Here is a 14,208-nt window from a genome sequence, read left to right as displayed (position 1 = left end):
CGTCAGAACTTCACGCTCGGGGCGACTTCGATCTGTGCCCTGGTCTGCTCGCCGACATCGAAGAACTCGCGCGGGGTGAAGCCCATCTGCGGCGCGAAGAACACCGCCGGGAAGGCCTGGATCGCGGTGTTGAACTCGCTGACGGCATTGTTGAAGAAGCGCCGCGCCGCGGCCAGCTTGTCCTCGACATTGCCGAGATCCTGCTGGAGCTGCTGGAAGTTCGCGCTCGCCTTCAGGTCGGGATAGGCCTCGCCGAGCGCGAGCAGCCGGCCGACGGCGCCGGTGAGCTGTTGTTCGGCCACGGCCTGGTCATGCGGGCCGGCCGCGGCCTGGGCCTGGTTACGGGCCTTGATGACGGCGTCGAAGGTTTCCTTCTCGTGGCTGGCATAGCCCTTCACGGTCTCGACCAGATTGGGAATCAGGTCATGCCGCTGCTTCAGCTGCACGTCGATGTCGGCGAAGGCCTGGTTGACGCGCTGCCGCATCGCCACGAGCCCGTTATAGGTCATGAGCAGATAGATCACGACGACGACGATCAGTCCCAGGACGGCCCAACCCATGGCGTTCTCCTCCGGCGCCGGCGAAACTGGCGCAACCTCGCATGAAGGCCGATGCAGGGGAAGCAGCCGGCCGAATTCACCGGCAGCGCATTGTCGGTGTCTGGCGAGGTTTCGCCCGCCGCGTGGTCGGCCGGTAGCCAGGGCGCGCCCATCCTGCCGAGGCTATAGCATCGGACCGAAAAGCGGAATCCACTTTTCGGAAAAAATAGATGCTATAACAATAAGATAGATCGCCATGACTGCGCCCGAACGGACGCGCGGCGATCTAGGCCTGGGCCATCGCCGGGCCGAGCGCGGGCTGGATTTCTGCGAGCATCTCATAGGAGCGCTTGCGGGCCGCGTGATCGAAGACCGCCGAGGCGACGATCAGCTCGTCCGCCCTGGTCTTCTCGACGAAGGCCTGCAGCTGCGCCTGCACGGTCGTGCGCGAGCCGACGAAGGAGCAGGCGAGCATGCGCTGGGCCTGCGCCTTCTCAGGGCCGGACCAGTAGCTCTCGATATCGTCGATCGGCTTCGCCAACAGGCCGCGCTTGCCGCGCAGCATGTCGGCGAAGCGCTGCTGCACGGAGGTGAACAGGTATCGCGCCTCGGCATCGGTCTCGGCGACGACGACATTGCAGCCGACCATGGCATGGGGCTTGTCGAGCTGGGCCGAGGGCTGGAAACGCTCGCGATAGACGGCGAGCGCGTCCATCAGCGCGTCCGGCGAGAAATGCGAGGCGAAGGCGTAGGGCAGGCCGAGCATCGCTGCGAGCTGCGAGCCGAACAGGCTCGAGCCGAGGATCCAGAGCGGCACATTGCTGTCGGTGCCGGGGACCGCCTGGATCACCTGGTCGGGCTGGAGCGGGCCGAGCAGAGCCTGCAGCTCGAGCACGTCCTGCGGGAAGCGCTCGGCCGAGTCGGCCTCGCGCCGCAACGCCCGCCAGGTGCGTTGGTCGGTACCGGGCGCCCGGCCGAGGCCGAGATCGATGCGGCCGGGATAGAGCGCCTCCAGCGTGCCGAACTGCTCGGCGATCACCAGCGGCGAATGGTTGGGGAGCATGATGCCGCCGGCGCCGACGCGGATCGTCGAGGTACCCTCGGCGACATAGCCGATCGCGACCGAGGTCGCGGCGCTGGCGATGCCGGTCATGTTGTGGTGCTCGGCCAGCCAGAAGCGGGTGTAGCCGAGTTTTTCGGCATGACGGGCGAGATCGCGGCTGTTGTGCAGCGCGTCGGCTGCCGTCGCGCCTTCGGTGATGAAGGCGAGGTCGAGGATGGAGAGGGGAAGCATGCGGCCGATCCCTTGAGCGCGCCGGGCCAGCCGGCATTCGCTCTGCAGATTGGCTCCGCGGCGCGCCCGTGCAAGGGCGCGGGCACGCATGAGCGACCGGCTCCCGGTGAGGGGCGGCGCTGCGCCCTATTGCGGCGAGACGACCGCGAGATAGGGCGCGCTCGGCTTCTCGCTCGGCCCGGCGGGCGCAGGAACCGCGTTCTTCACCGGCTTCAGGCTCTTGAAATAGGTCGCGAGCGCGAGCGCATCGGTATCGTTCAGCTTGCGGTAGCTTTCATAGGGCATGGCCGGCGACAGCACCCGCCCGTCGGGCCTGACGCCGGTGCGCACGGCCTTGATGATGTCGAGCTCGCTCCATTTGCCGAGACCGGTCTCCGGGTCGGGCGTCAGATTGGGTGGGTAGAAGGTGCCGAGCCCGGGAATCTGGAAGCCGACCTCGGAGCCGGCGAAGCTGCGCGCCTTGTCCGGCTTGCCGAGGAAGACGCCGGGCGTATGGCAGCCGCCGCAATCCATGATTCCGGCGAGGTATTCGCCGCGCTGGACCCTTTCTTTCGGCGGTGCGCTGTCGGCACTGGCGCTGGTCGCTGCTGCGAACAGGGCGGCGGCGAGGAAGGCGAGACGGGGGAGGGGGCTGTGCATCGACGATGACTCCTGGTCTGGCGCACGCAAGGGGCGCGGCCGATCACGACGGATGGCGAGCTCAGAGCAGTATTCGCGACGACGGGCGGCAGTGGCGGGCGGCTGGCGAGCCGCGCGTCAAGGCCGGTTTATTGACATGCGGATGACCTAGCGGCAAGCGGGCGGCCTGATCCGAACGGGGTACCTCGGGTCGGCAAGGGGGATTCGCCGCCGCGATGCGGTTTTTCCGGGCTGAAAGGCCCTGTCGGCTCTTGTCCCGAGACCAGGGATCGACTAAATCCGGCTCGTCCGAAGGGCCGTGATCGATCACAGCCGGGGGCGGTCGAACCGGCCAGCTCCCGTTTTGCGTTTGGCGCGGCCTCTTGGATGCGGATCGGCCCCTGCGGCCAGGCGCCGCCGTCCTTGAAAAGGTCGGCAAGCTCCGTGAGCGGAGCACCGCGCGGTTCGATCCGGATCGCAACACCAACCCAATCGGCGCCCAGCCGGACATCCGCGGGATACGCGGCCGGCATTCAGGAGCACTTATGTCAGCTGTCGAAAGCTATCACGCGGGCCGCGAGGATTTCGCCGCTCTGCTCGAGGAATCGTTCACCCGGAACGAGGCCCTCGAAGGTACCGTCATCAAGGGCAAGGTCGTTGCCATTGAGAAGGACATGGCGATCATCGACGTCGGTCTGAAGACCGAAGGTCGCGTCGCCCTGAAGGAATTCACCGGCCCTGGCCGCGACCAGGAGCTGAAGGTCGGCGACGAAGTCGAGGTCTATCTCGACCGGATCGAGAACGCGCTCGGCGAAGCCGTCATCTCGCGCGACAAGGCCCGCCGTGAAGAGAGCTGGGTCAAGCTCGAGAAGGCGTTCGAGGCCCGTGAGAAGGTCATGGGCAACATCTTCAACACGGTCAAGGGTGGCTACACCGTCGATCTCGACGGCGCCGTCGCCTTCCTGCCGCGTTCGCAGGTCGACATCCGCCCGATCCGCGACGTCGGCCCGCTGATGGGTCAGCCGCAGCCCTTCGAGATCCTCAAGATGGATCGTCGCCGCGGCAACATCGTCGTCTCGCGCCGCACCGTCCTCGAAGAGACCCGCGCCGAGGCTCGCTCCGAGCTCGTCGCCTCGCTCGAAGAGGGCCAGGTCATCGACGGCGTCGTCAAGAACATCACCGAATACGGTGCGTTCGTCGATCTCGGCGGCATTGACGGCCTGCTCCATGTCACCGACATGGCCTGGCGCCGCGTCAACCATCCGTCCGAGGTCGTGACCATCGGCCAGTCGGTCAAGGTCAAGATCATCAAGATCAACCAGGAGACGCACCGCATCTCGCTCGGTATCAAGCAGCTGCTGGCCGATCCGTGGGATGGCATCGCGGCGCGCTACCCGGTCGGTGCGCGCCTCAAGGGCCGCGTCACCAACATCACGGACTACGGCGCGTTCGTCGAAGTGGAGCCGGGCATCGAAGGCCTCATCCACGTCTCCGAGATGTCCTGGACCAAGAAGAACGTCCACCCCGGCAAGATCGTCTCGACCTCCCAGGAAGTCGACGTCGCGATCCTCGAGGTCGACCAGGTCAAGCGCCGCATCTCGCTCGGCCTCAAGCAGACCCTCCGCAATCCGTGGGAGGTCTTCGCCGAGCAGCATCCGTCCGGTTCGGTGGTCGAGGGCGAGGTCAAGAACAAGACCGAGTTCGGCCTGTTCCTGGGCCTGGAAGGCGACATCGACGGCATGATCCATCTGTCGGACCTGGACTGGAACCGTCCGGGCGAGCAGGTGATCGAGGAGTACAAGAAGGGCGACATGCTCCAGGCTGTCGTTCTCGATGTCGACGTCGAGAAGGAGCGTATCTCGCTCGGCCTGAAGCAGCTCGGCGGCGATCCCTTCGTGGATGCCGGTGAGTTCAAGAAGGGCCAGGTCGTGACCTGCGAGGTCATCGACGTCAAGGAAGGCGGTCTCGACGTCAAGATCGCCGGCACGGACATGACCACCTTCATCAAGCGCGCCGAAATCGCGCGTGATCGTGCCGAGCAGCGCCCTGAGCGCTTCGCCGCCGGCGAGAAGGTCGACGCCCGCGTCATCCTCTTCGACAAGAAGGCCCGCAAGATCCAGGTCTCGATCAAGGCCCTGGAAATGGCCGAGGAGAAGGAGGCGATGGCCCAGTACGGTTCGGCCGACTCGGGTGCTTCGCTCGGCGACATCCTCGGCGCGGCCCTCAAGAAGGCCAATACCGACAAGAAGTGATCCTCGGGCCGCGTCTCGCGGCCTGACCAGACCACCGGCCCGCGCGGAGAGATCCGCGCGGGCTTTTGTTTCGGCCGTTCGCGTATTTCCGGGGCGCGGCGTAGCCGCGAGCCTGGAACCCATGAACACGGCGGCTGCCGGGTTTGCTGTGACGACGAGCCCTGTCGACTGGCGGGGTGTTCATGGGTTCCAGGCTCTTTGCTTACGCAAAGCCCCGGAAAGACAGCGGTGGCTCCGCGCAGAAGGAATGTAGGAATGGACCACGCGGCGATCGGCATCGATTTCGGCACCACCAACAGCGTGGTCGCCCTCGCGCGCGCCGATGGCAGCGTCTCGACCCGCAGCTTCGCGACAAAGCAGGGCGCGGTCGACGCTTATCGCTCAGCGCTGATGTTCTGGCGCGAGGGGCGGCCGCCCAACACCCATGTCGCCCATGTCAGCGGTCCCGACGCGCTCGACATGGCGCTCGGCATGACGACCGAGCACCGCTTCCTGCAGTCGCTGAAGACCCATCTCTCCAGCCGCGCCTTCCAGGAGACCCGGCTCTTCGGCAAGCTCTTCAAGCTCGAGGACCTGATCGCGGTCTTCCTGAGCGATCTCTCGGCCGGGCTCGACGGACTCGCCGAGCGCCCGCTGATCTCCGGCCGCCCTGTGGTCTTCGCCGGCGAGCGCCCGGACGAGGAGCTGGCGCTCGGCCGGCTTTCGGGCGCCTATGCCAAGGCCGGCATGCCGCGCGTCGACTTCGCCTTCGAGCCCCTCGGCGCCGCCTATTGGTATGCGCGCGAGCTGAAGCAGGCGCAGACCATGCTGGTCGCCGATTTCGGCGGCGGCACCAGCGACTTCTCGGTGATGCGCTTCGAGCCCGGCGGAACGGGGCGCCTCGAGGCGATCCCGCTCTCGCATTCCGGTGTCGGCGTCGCCGGTGACACCTTCGACTATCGCATCATCGAGCATGCGGTGTCGCCACGCCTCGGCAAGGGCACGGATTATCTGTCTTTCGGCAAGCGCCTGCCGATTCCGGCGCACTATCACGCCGCCTTCGCGCAATGGCACCGGCTCTCGCTGATGAAGAGCCGCGAGACCATGGCCGAGCTCAAGGCCCTGATCCGTGACGCGGTCGAGCCGGGCCGGCTCGAGGATCTGATGACGGTGATCGAATACGATCTCGGCTACGAGCTCTACCGCGCCGTCTCCGCCACCAAGATCGCGCTGTCGAGCCAGGACGAAACGCGGCTGAGCTTCAGCCAGATGGGTGTCGAGATCGATCGCAGCGTGACGCGTGCCGCCTTCGAGGGCTGGATCGCCGAGGATGTCGCGGCGATCGAGCAGGCACTCGACGAGGCGCTGGCCAAGGCCGGCATCGAGGCCGGAAGCATCGAGGCGGTGTTCATGACCGGTGGCACCTCGCATGTCCCCGCGGTCAGGGCGCTGTTCGACCGGCGCTTCGGGGCGCAGCGCATCCATATCGGCGATGCCTTCCGCTCGGTGGCGAGCGGGCTCGCCCTGTATGCGCTCGACCGGCACCGGGCCGAGATCGCCGCCTGAACCGATCCTTGGCCGCCATGCGGCATTTGCCGCCTTGCCCGCCTGCCATGGCGCGGCTAAACCACTGGCCTTGCCTACCGGAGCCGCCGACATGTCGACTGACGCCGATCTGCTCGCCGACCGCCGCAGCCTGAGACGCAAGCTGTCGCTCTGGCGCCTGCTGGCGCTGGCGGGGGTCGTCGTCATGCTCGTCGGCGCCGCGCTCGCCTGGAGCGGGCGCCTGCCCGGCAGCACCGCTCAGGCCCATATCGCCCGCGTCACCATTTCCGGCTTCATCTCCGGCGATAGGCGCACCCTCGACCTGCTCAAATCGCTGGAGGACAGCCGCGCCAGCGCGGTGATGCTGCGGATCGACAGCCCCGGTGGCACCACGACCGGCTCGGAAGCGGTGCATGAGGCGGTGCGCAAGCTCGCCGCCAAGAAGCCGGTGGTCGCCGTGGTCGACGGGCTCGCCGCGTCCGGCGGCTACATCGTCGCGCTCGGCAGCGACCGCATCGTCGCCCGCCAGACCTCGCTCGTCGGCTCGATCGGCGTGCTCTTCCAGTTCCCCAACCTCGCCAAGCTGATGGACACGATCGGCGTCAAGGTCGAGGAGGTGAAATCGAGCCCGCTCAAGGCGGCGCCCAATGCCTTCGAACCGGCTTCGCCGGAGGCGATCGCCGCACTCCGCCGCGTGGTCGAGGATAATTACGACTGGTTCAAGCGGCTGGTGCGCGACCGCCGCCATCTGAACGATCCCGAGCTCGCCGCGGTCTCCGATGGCCGGGTCCATTCTGGCCGCCAGGCGGTCGGGCTCAAGCTGATCGACGAGATCGGCGGTGAAGGCGAGGCCATCGCCTGGCTCGAGCGCGAGAAGGGCGTCGGCAAGTCCTTGCCGGTGCGCGATTGGCGCCGCCGCAGCGAGAGCTCCTCCTTCGGAATCTGGAGCGCGGGCGAGGCGCTGGCGCGCGCGGCGGGGCTGGAGAGCCTGGCCGTGCTGATCGCCCGGGCCGCGGAGCAGCCCACCGGCCTGCGGCTTGACGCGCCCTTGGCGCTCTGGCAGCCTGCCGGCGAAAAATGACGATCTTACAAGCGGTTATATTGGCGCCATGATAAAATCTGAACTCGTCCAGCGCATTGCCGAGCGCAACACCCATTTGTATCAGCGCGACATTGAGAATATCGTCGGCTCGATCCTCGACGAGATCGTCAAGGCGCTGGCGCGCGGTGACCGGGTCGAGCTGCGCGGCTTCGGCGCCTTCTCGACCAAGCAGCGCGAGGCCAGGGTCGGCCGCAACCCGCGCACCGGCGATTCCGTCGAGGTCGACCAGAAGCTCGTTCCGGTCTTCAAGACCGGCAAGGAGCTGCGCCTGCGGCTGAACGGCAAGGCCTGAGCGGCACGAGCGGAGGTTACCGAATGAAGGCTTTCTTCAAGGCGCTCGTGCTCGTCCCGGTGGCGCTGCTGATCGTCCTGTTCTCGGTCGCGAACCGCGCGCCGGTTCGCGTCTCCTTCGATCCGATCAGCCGGGACCTGCCGGTTCTGGCCTTCGACGTGCCGCTCTTTGCCGTGATCCTGGCCGCCATAGCCCTCGGCGTGCTGATCGGCGGCTGCGCCTCCTGGCTGACGCAGGGCAAGCACCGCAAGGCGGCCCGCGTCAACCGGCGCGAGGCCGAGAAGTTGCGCGGCGAGGCGCAATCATTGCGCGCCGCCGTTCCCGATTCCGCGCTGCCTGCGCTGACCAGCCGAGTCTGATTCTTCCTATGCGATTCTTTTCCGCCGCCGAGATCGACGGCCTGCTCACCTTTCCTGCGCTCGTCGATGCCCTGGGCGCGGCCTTTCGCGGCGATATCGTCACCCCCGTCCGGCATCATCATGAAGTCGCGCGCCCGGACGCGACCGGTACGCTCCTGCTGATGCCAGCCTGGACCGGGCCCGAGATCTCCCCGGCCTATCTCGGCACCAAGGTCGCGACGGTCTATCCCGGCAATGCCAGCAAGGGCCTGCCCAGCGTGATGGGCACCTATCTCCTGATGGACGGCGCCACCGGCAAGCCGCTGGCGGCGCTCGACGGCACGCGCCTGACCTTGTGGCGCACCGCCGCCGCCTCGGCGCTCGCCTCGCGCATGCTGGAGCGACCGGACAGCAAGCGCATGCTGATGGTCGGGGCCGGCGCGCTGTCGCCCTTCCTGGTCAAGGCGCATCGCAGCGTCCGCAATTTCGAGGACGTCGCGATCTGGGCCCGCCGGCCGGAAGCCGCGGCCGAGGTCGTCGCCGAACTGGCTGCGGATGGCATCGCGGCGCGCGTCGCCGAGGATCTCGAGGCCGAGGCGCGCCAGGCCGATCTGATCTCCTGCGCCACGCTGTCGCGCGAGCCGATCGTCCAGGGGCGCTGGCTGAAGCGCACCGCTCATCTCGATCTGGTCGGCGCCTTCAACATGGCGATGCGCGAGGCCGATGACGAGGCGCTGCAGCGCGCCCATGTCTTCATCGATACCGAGGCGGCCCTGCATGAAGGCGGCGATGTCGCCGTCGCGATCAAGGCCGGCGCCTATCGGGCCGAGCAGGTCGCCGGCACGCTGACCGGGCTCTGCCGCGGCGAATACGAGACCGCCGCCGAGCGCGACGACGTCACCCTGTTCAAGTCGGTGGGGACGGCGCTTGAGGATCTGGCAGCAGCCATCCTGGTCTGGCAGCTCGCCAACTGAACGCCTGTCCGGCTTGCCGGGCTAGCGGCGGAAGGCGGGCTACGCCTTCCGTGAGCGTCGGGCGCCGACGCCTATAGCATCGGACCGAAAAATGGACTCCGCTTTTCGGAAAACTCCGACGCGATAACACTGAGATAGATTCCCGTGACCGCGTCCGAACGGGCGCGCGGTGATCTAGACGCGCACCGGTGCGCCGCCGAGCGCTCCGAGCAGCCAGAGCACGACGACGATCGCCAGCACCAGGCCGAGGACGCCGCCGAGGCCGGCGCCGCCATAGCTGCGATGGCCGTAATACCCGCCGCCGAGCAGGACGATCAGCAAGACGATGATCAGGACGGTGGACATGATGCGCCTCCTTCGGATCAGCGCGGCACCGTCGCCATGCGACGGGAGCGCAGTCGAAGAACGTCAGGCGCGCGGAGGAGGTTCCGTTTCCGGTGCGAGGGCGGGGCACCGGGGCCTTGGTCCTCGGCAGCGCCTGGCTGCAAGCGGCGCGCTTGACCTTTCCTCACGGAGCTTGCGAGTCTGCGCCGATGTCACGCTCCTCTCGTATCGTCCTCCTGATTCTGCTGCCGCTCGCCTTGCTGGCGGGGGCGGCGCGCGCCCAGTCCACCGCTGAGGACGAGGCCAGACGCCGCGCCGCCAATATCGCCGCTTTCCCCGATGCCGCCCGCGCCCATTTTGGCCAGAAGACCACCCCGGCTGCGGCGATGAAGGCTCGCGCCATCGGTTCCTATGCGCGTGGCTGCCTCGCGGGAGGCAAGGCGTTGGCCCCTGATGGCGAGAGCTGGCAGGTGATGCGCCGGGCCCGCAACCGTAATTGGGGCCACCCGGAGCTGATCGACTATCTCGAAAGCTTCGCGCGCGAGGTGCCGAAGCTCACCGGCTGGGCCGGGCTGCTGGTCGGCGACATCTCGCAGGCCCGTGGCGGGCCGATGCTGACCGGCCATGCATCGCACCAGATCGGCCTCGACGCCGATATCTGGCTGACGCCGATGCCGAGGAAGCGTCTCGATGCCGACGACCGCGAGAACATGCCGGCGGTCAACATGGCCCGGGCCGACTGGCGCGACGTCGATCCGAAGAACTGGACGCCGGCGCATACGAGGCTGATCAAGGCGGCGGCCAGCGAGCCGCGGGTCGAGCGCATCTTCGTCAATCCGGCGCTGAAGGTCGCGCTCTGCCGCGAGGCCGGCTCGGACCGGAGCTGGCTCAACAAGGTCAGGCCGATCTGGGGGCACAATTACCACTTCCACATCAGGATGAGCTGCCCGCCGGGCGTCGAAGGTTGCGCCGGCCAGGAGCCGCCGAATTTCGGTGATGGTTGCGGCGAGGAGCTCGCCGGCTGGATCGAGCGTCAGCACAAGGCGATATTCAACCCGCCCAAGCCGAAGCCCGGCCCGAAGCCGAAGCCCAAGCCGCCCATGTCGCTCGATGCGCTCCCGCAGGAGTGCCGGCAGGTGCTGGTCTCGCGCTGAGGCCGCCGGAAGACTCCACTTTCAGGGTTTGAAGGCAGGAACGACGGGGGCCAGGAGCGCCATTGCTCTCGTTTCGTCGGCGGCTGTGCAGCGGAAGCGTTTCCGCATAGCCTGAGCCGTCAACCAGCGAGAAGGAGGAAGCAATGAGCGTCAAGCCGACGATCGTCTTTGTCCATGGATTCTGGGGCGGAGCAGCCCATTGGGGCAAGGTGATCCTGGAATTGTCCCGCAAGGGCTATGCCGATTTGCGGGCGGTCGAAAATCCGCTGACCTCGCTCGCCGAGGATGCCGAGCGGACCCGCAAGATGGTGAAGCAGCAGCCGCGGCCCGTTCTGCTCGTCGGCCACTCCTATGGCGGCGCGGTTATCACTGAGGCGGGCGATCTGCCGAACGTTGTCGGGCTGGTCTACATCGCGGCCTTCGCGCCCGATGCCGGCGAGAGCCCCGGCGGGATCAGCCAGGCGCTCCCGCCGGCGGCCTTTCCCAATCTGGCCCCGGACAGCGACGGCTATCTCTGGATCAAGCTCGACAAATACCATGAGAGCTTCTGTCCCGACCTTTCCGCCGACGAGGCACTGGTCATGGCGGTCGGCCAGAAGGCGCCGCTGGCGAGCACCTTCGGCGATGCCGTCACCGCACCGGCCTGGAAGAAGAAGCCGAGTTGGTATCAGCTCTCCAGCCAGGACCGGATGATCCATCCGGACAACCAGAAGCGCATGGCCGAGCGGATGAAACCGCGTCGGATCCTTACGCTCGAGGCCAGCCATGCCTCGCTCGCTTCGCGCCCGGTCGAGGTCGCGGGGCTGATCGACGAGGCTGCCAGGGAAACCGCAAATACCTGAAACCGCGGACCGGACCGCCGTGCGCTCCGCCGGCTGCAAGTCAGCGGTCCATCATTCGGAGAGTCTGGCGCCTTAGCTCGCGGCGCGTCAGTTCGGACGCGGTCACGGTGATCTATCTCATTGTTATCGCACCGGAGTTTCCCGAAAAGTGGAGTCCACTTTTCGGCCCGATGCTCTAGCGCCGGATCGAGCCGGTCTGCTGTCCTGGCCGGTAGGCGAACGGGTCGTTTCGCGGGGTGATCCCCGTCTCGCCTTCGCCCTGCTGCATCTCGTCGAGCACGCCGTTGCCCTCCTCGTCGCCGAGGATCACCTCCTCGGTCGGCGGCACCGAGCCCGGCAGCATCAGCGGCCCACCCATCTGACTCGGAGTCGGCGGCGGCTGGTAGGGCGAGCGCGGCTGCTGCGGCCGTTCCTCGATATAGCGCCGTTGCGCCTCAAGCCCGCCCTGGCCCTGGCCATGGGCGACGGAATAGCCGCCATTGACGGATCCGGGCGGACGCAGGCCCGTGCTCGGCTGGCGCAGCAGCCCGCCCGAGCTGCTCGCCACCATTGGCGGCGGTAGCGCATGGCGCGAGGAAGGCTGCTGCTGTTGCAGTGCCATGCGGTCCGGCCGCGCCGGGTCGGGCGGCGGCAGGTCGTAATTCGGCGTGTACTTGATGACCGGCTTGCAGATCTGCCGGCCCTTGGCGTGGCGCGCCAGGTCGATGTGGAAATGGTCGTAGTGGAAGGCGTCGGCTCCGGGGCCGAGCACGGTCGAATACATCTGGCAGGCGCCGACGAAGACCTCGCGCAGGAAGGCCTGCTCCTCGGGCGCGCCGCGCCAGCCATCCTTGACGGTGATGTTGCGGCCGTCATTGAGTCGGAAGGAGAACACGTCGACGGCGTTGCCGAAGGCGTGTTCGGAGGTGCGCCTTGTGCCGGTGCCGTTGTTCATCGCCCGGCAGGAATAGGAGCCGGCCCGCAGCTCGATCACCTGCGCGCCGAGCACGTTCATCGCCGCCGGCTGCACCACCTCCGCCAGCCATTTGTCGGTGGTGGCGACGATCGGGCAGGCCAGCGTCGCATTGCTGGTCAGGCCGATGCCGCCATTGCTGAAGGCCGCGACCTTGATCGGCTTTTCCATGCCGCAGGTGCCGGGGCCGTCGATCGCCTTCTCGCGCAGGCTGACATAGGAGGAGAACTGGACCTGGCGCGAGGCCAGGCACTGGGCCTCGGCCTGGTCACGCCAGGCGGCACGCTGGGGCTTCTGGAACTTGCCGCAGCCGGCAAGTCCGACACCGATGACGCCAAGCGTGAGAAGGGCGAGATGAACGCGACGCATGACCATTCAAATGCGAGGCGTTGGATGAACGGTTTATTGACCGGCTGCGGCCGGGAAGTCACGGCCGGATTAAGTTTGGCGCTGGCGTTAAGCACCGGTTAACGCGTCGCTCTCGGCGTTTACCAAGCCGTGGAGCGTCGCCGGGGCGCGGCGTTCTCGTTCATGCCGGCAGGCGCTGGCATTTCTGCACGGTGATGGCGGTTGCGCTGCTCTCGCGGCCGAACCAAGCTGACGGCGGCGCCGCGGCTCGTCTCCGCGGTATCCTGCCCGCGCGGCCGTCATGCCCGCCATCTGCCTTCCGAGGAATTCCCCCGATGTCCGATCTCTCCGCCTTCCCGATCGTGCAGCGCTGGCCGGCGCAGCATCCCGACCGCCTGCAGCTCTACTCCCTGCCGACGCCGAACGGCGTCAAGGTCTCGATCATGCTCGAGGAAATCGGCCTGCCCTACGAGCCGCACACCATCGACATCGGCAAGAACGAGACCTGGACGCCGGAATTCCTCTCCCTCAACCCCAATGGCAAGATCCCGGCGATCCTCGATCCCGACGGTCCCGGCGGCAAGCCGCTGGCTCTGTTCGAATCCGGCGCGATTCTGGTCTATCTCGCCGAGAAGACCGGCAAGCTGCTGCCCAAGGATCCGGCGCAGCGCTATGAAACCCTGCAATGGGTGTTCTTCCAGATGGCGGCGATCGGCCCGATTTTCGGCCAGCTCGGTTTCTTCCATAAGTTCGCCGGGCGCGAATATGAGGATAAGCGCCCGCGCGACCGCTATGCGAACGAGAGCAAGCGTCTGCTCGGCGTGCTCGAGACCAGGCTCGCCGGCCGCGACTGGCTGATGGGCAGCGAATACAGCATCGCCGATGTCGCGACCCTCGGCTGGGTCCGCAATCTCGTCGGCTTCTACGGCGCCGGCGAGCTCGTCGAATACGACAAGCTCGAGCGCGTTCCGGCTTGGCTCGAGCGAGGCCTGGCGCGGCCGGCCGTCCAGCGCGGTCTGGAGATCCCGAAGCGGCCATGAAGCGGCGCTCTCGCGGATCAGCCACCTGCGACATTCGTCCTGCGGACAACCGCTCGCCGCTCCTTGTCTTCGGTCCGGCGAGCGGCAAGATGAGCCGGTCTTCCTCTCCCAGCTTGAGTCTTCCATGCCCGTGCGATTCGTCGTCCTGTCGCTCGCCGCGATGCTGCTGGCGGGCGGCGGGGCCATGGCCCAGACTGCCACGGTCCCGGCCGAGGTCGCAGCGGTCCGCAAGGAGCTTCTGGAGCAATGCGGCGGAAAGGCCCGCTTCAAGCCGCATTTCCAGAGCGAGGCCGATCTGAACGGCGATGGCCGGCCCGACTACCTGCTCGACTACGGTGCCGTCGTCTGTACCGAAGGCAATAAGGTCAACCGCTTCTGCGGTTCCGGCGGTTGCACGCTCGACATCTTCATGTCGGGCGCTGATGGCTATCGCCAGGTCTATGGCGACAATGTCCGCTCCTGGTCCATCGCGCGCGCAGGCGGCAAGCCCGTCCTCGTGCTGAACCTGCACGGCAGCTTCTGCGACCGTGCCGGCTACCAGCCCTGTCATAAGCGCCTGAGCTGGGACGGCGACGATTTCGCCGAGCTCCCGCCCCGCTGAACAGCGGCCTGTTC

At 67.2% G+C, this 14,208-nt stretch carries 15 protein-coding genes; 10 read left to right on the top strand and 5 right to left on the bottom strand.

Annotated features, from left to right (window positions below; genetic code table 11):
• Positions 1–2 precede the first annotated feature (2 nt).
• The 3 genes from AC3RCC_RS25365 to AC3RCC_RS25355 all read right to left on the bottom strand — a co-directional run bounded on the left by AC3RCC_RS25365 (position 3) and on the right by AC3RCC_RS25355 (position 2,472).
• Positions 3–560 carry a LemA family protein gene (locus tag AC3RCC_RS25365; RefSeq protein WP_492256985.1) on the bottom strand — a complete coding sequence of 186 codons (558 nt, stop codon included), beginning with the start codon at positions 558–560 and terminating at the stop codon, positions 3–5.
• A 265-nt stretch (positions 561–825) separates the two neighbouring features.
• Positions 826–1,833: an LLM class flavin-dependent oxidoreductase gene (locus AC3RCC_RS25360; protein ID WP_492256984.1), complete on the bottom strand. Its 1,008-nt coding sequence runs from the start codon at positions 1,831–1,833 to the stop codon at positions 826–828.
• Between the two features lie 126 nt (positions 1,834–1,959).
• Positions 1,960–2,472 (bottom strand): c-type cytochrome, encoded by a 513-nt coding sequence (locus AC3RCC_RS25355; protein ID WP_492256983.1) that lies wholly within the window; start codon positions 2,470–2,472, stop codon positions 1,960–1,962.
• Positions 2,473–2,996: 524 nt separating this feature from the next.
• Between AC3RCC_RS25355 and rpsA the strand changes: the two genes are divergently transcribed.
• The 6 genes from rpsA to lhpI all read left to right on the top strand — a co-directional run bounded on the left by rpsA (position 2,997) and on the right by lhpI (position 8,933).
• Entirely contained in the window at positions 2,997–4,703 is a 1,707-nt protein-coding gene (rpsA, locus tag AC3RCC_RS25350) for a 30S ribosomal protein S1 (protein ID WP_291633510.1), read from the top strand.
• A 255-nt stretch (positions 4,704–4,958) separates the two neighbouring features.
• Positions 4,959–6,248, top strand: coding sequence for an Hsp70 family protein (locus tag AC3RCC_RS25345; RefSeq protein WP_291633512.1), 1,290 nt, complete (start codon positions 4,959–4,961; stop codon positions 6,246–6,248).
• A 91-nt stretch (positions 6,249–6,339) separates the two neighbouring features.
• Complete coding sequence (gene sppA / locus AC3RCC_RS25340; protein ID WP_492256982.1) at positions 6,340–7,308, top strand: signal peptide peptidase SppA; 969 nt, start codon at positions 6,340–6,342, stop codon at positions 7,306–7,308.
• A gap of 28 nt (positions 7,309–7,336) precedes the next feature.
• On the top strand, positions 7,337–7,621 hold the full coding sequence (gene ihfB, locus AC3RCC_RS25335) for an integration host factor subunit beta (RefSeq protein WP_291633516.1): 285 nt from the start codon (positions 7,337–7,339) through the stop codon (positions 7,619–7,621).
• A gap of 23 nt (positions 7,622–7,644) precedes the next feature.
• A complete protein-coding gene (locus AC3RCC_RS25330; protein WP_291633518.1) occupies positions 7,645–7,980 on the top strand; it encodes a lipopolysaccharide assembly protein LapA domain-containing protein in 336 nt (111 codons plus the stop codon).
• An 8-nt stretch (positions 7,981–7,988) separates the two neighbouring features.
• Positions 7,989–8,933, top strand: coding sequence for a bifunctional Delta(1)-pyrroline-2-carboxylate/Delta(1)-piperideine-2-carboxylate reductase (gene lhpI, locus AC3RCC_RS25325; RefSeq protein ID WP_492256981.1), 945 nt, complete (start codon positions 7,989–7,991; stop codon positions 8,931–8,933).
• A gap of 174 nt (positions 8,934–9,107) precedes the next feature.
• Here the strand turns inward: lhpI and AC3RCC_RS25320 are convergent, their stop codons facing one another.
• Positions 9,108–9,278, bottom strand: coding sequence for a DUF3309 family protein (locus AC3RCC_RS25320; RefSeq protein ID WP_291633522.1), 171 nt, complete (start codon positions 9,276–9,278; stop codon positions 9,108–9,110).
• 188 nt (positions 9,279–9,466) lie between these two features.
• On the opposite strand from AC3RCC_RS25320, the gene mepA reads away from it, so the two are divergent.
• Together mepA and AC3RCC_RS25310 are read left to right on the top strand one after the other, a co-directional pair.
• Positions 9,467–10,411, top strand: a complete 945-nt coding sequence (mepA, locus tag AC3RCC_RS25315) for a penicillin-insensitive murein endopeptidase (RefSeq protein WP_291633524.1) — start codon at positions 9,467–9,469, stop codon at positions 10,409–10,411.
• Between the two features lie 143 nt (positions 10,412–10,554).
• Complete coding sequence (locus AC3RCC_RS25310; protein ID WP_492256980.1) at positions 10,555–11,253, top strand: alpha/beta hydrolase; 699 nt, start codon at positions 10,555–10,557, stop codon at positions 11,251–11,253.
• A gap of 175 nt (positions 11,254–11,428) precedes the next feature.
• Here AC3RCC_RS25310 and AC3RCC_RS25305 read toward each other — a convergent pair whose 3' ends face one another.
• Positions 11,429–12,574, bottom strand: coding sequence for an extensin-like domain-containing protein (locus AC3RCC_RS25305; RefSeq protein ID WP_492256979.1), 1,146 nt, complete (start codon positions 12,572–12,574; stop codon positions 11,429–11,431).
• 314 nt (positions 12,575–12,888) lie between these two features.
• Here AC3RCC_RS25305 and AC3RCC_RS25300 point away from each other — a divergent pair, with 314 nt between their 5' ends.
• Together AC3RCC_RS25300 and AC3RCC_RS25295 are read left to right on the top strand one after the other, a co-directional pair.
• Positions 12,889–13,593 carry a glutathione S-transferase N-terminal domain-containing protein gene (locus AC3RCC_RS25300; protein WP_452119020.1) on the top strand — a complete coding sequence of 235 codons (705 nt, stop codon included), beginning with the start codon at positions 12,889–12,891 and terminating at the stop codon, positions 13,591–13,593.
• A gap of 124 nt (positions 13,594–13,717) precedes the next feature.
• A complete protein-coding gene (locus AC3RCC_RS25295) occupies positions 13,718–14,194 on the top strand; it encodes a hypothetical protein (RefSeq protein WP_492256978.1) in 477 nt (158 codons plus the stop codon).
• The last annotated feature ends 14 nt before the right edge of the window (positions 14,195–14,208 follow it).

The sequence above is a fragment of the Allobosea sp. GW823-FHT01F03 genome (genome assembly GCF_058798075.1).
The sequence above is the reverse complement of the archived record's forward strand: the minus strand, read 5'-3'. Positions and strand labels throughout refer to the sequence as shown.

Coding starts and splice junctions, on each gene's coding strand:
- ihfB (WP_291633516.1), top strand. CDS start 7,337: ATGATAAAATCTGAACTCGTCCAGCGCATTGCCGAGCGCAACACCCAT.
- AC3RCC_RS25320 (WP_291633522.1), bottom strand. CDS start 9,278: ATGTCCACCGTCCTGATCATCGTCTTGCTGATCGTCCTGCTCGGCGGC.
- AC3RCC_RS25295 (WP_492256978.1), top strand. CDS start 13,718: ATGCCCGTGCGATTCGTCGTCCTGTCGCTCGCCGCGATGCTGCTGGCG.
- mepA (WP_291633524.1), top strand. CDS start 9,467: ATGTCACGCTCCTCTCGTATCGTCCTCCTGATTCTGCTGCCGCTCGCC.
- AC3RCC_RS25310 (WP_492256980.1), top strand. CDS start 10,555: ATGAGCGTCAAGCCGACGATCGTCTTTGTCCATGGATTCTGGGGCGGA.
- AC3RCC_RS25355 (WP_492256983.1), bottom strand. CDS start 2,472: ATGCACAGCCCCCTCCCCCGTCTCGCCTTCCTCGCCGCCGCCCTGTTC.
- sppA (WP_492256982.1), top strand. CDS start 6,340: ATGTCGACTGACGCCGATCTGCTCGCCGACCGCCGCAGCCTGAGACGC.
- AC3RCC_RS25360 (WP_492256984.1), bottom strand. CDS start 1,833: ATGCTTCCCCTCTCCATCCTCGACCTCGCCTTCATCACCGAAGGCGCG.
- AC3RCC_RS25365 (WP_492256985.1), bottom strand. CDS start 560: ATGGGTTGGGCCGTCCTGGGACTGATCGTCGTCGTCGTGATCTATCTG.
- AC3RCC_RS25330 (WP_291633518.1), top strand. CDS start 7,645: ATGAAGGCTTTCTTCAAGGCGCTCGTGCTCGTCCCGGTGGCGCTGCTG.
- AC3RCC_RS25345 (WP_291633512.1), top strand. CDS start 4,959: ATGGACCACGCGGCGATCGGCATCGATTTCGGCACCACCAACAGCGTG.
- AC3RCC_RS25300 (WP_452119020.1), top strand. CDS start 12,889: ATGTCCGATCTCTCCGCCTTCCCGATCGTGCAGCGCTGGCCGGCGCAG.
- lhpI (WP_492256981.1), top strand. CDS start 7,989: ATGCGATTCTTTTCCGCCGCCGAGATCGACGGCCTGCTCACCTTTCCT.
- rpsA (WP_291633510.1), top strand. CDS start 2,997: ATGTCAGCTGTCGAAAGCTATCACGCGGGCCGCGAGGATTTCGCCGCT.
- AC3RCC_RS25305 (WP_492256979.1), bottom strand. CDS start 12,574: ATGCGTCGCGTTCATCTCGCCCTTCTCACGCTTGGCGTCATCGGTGTC.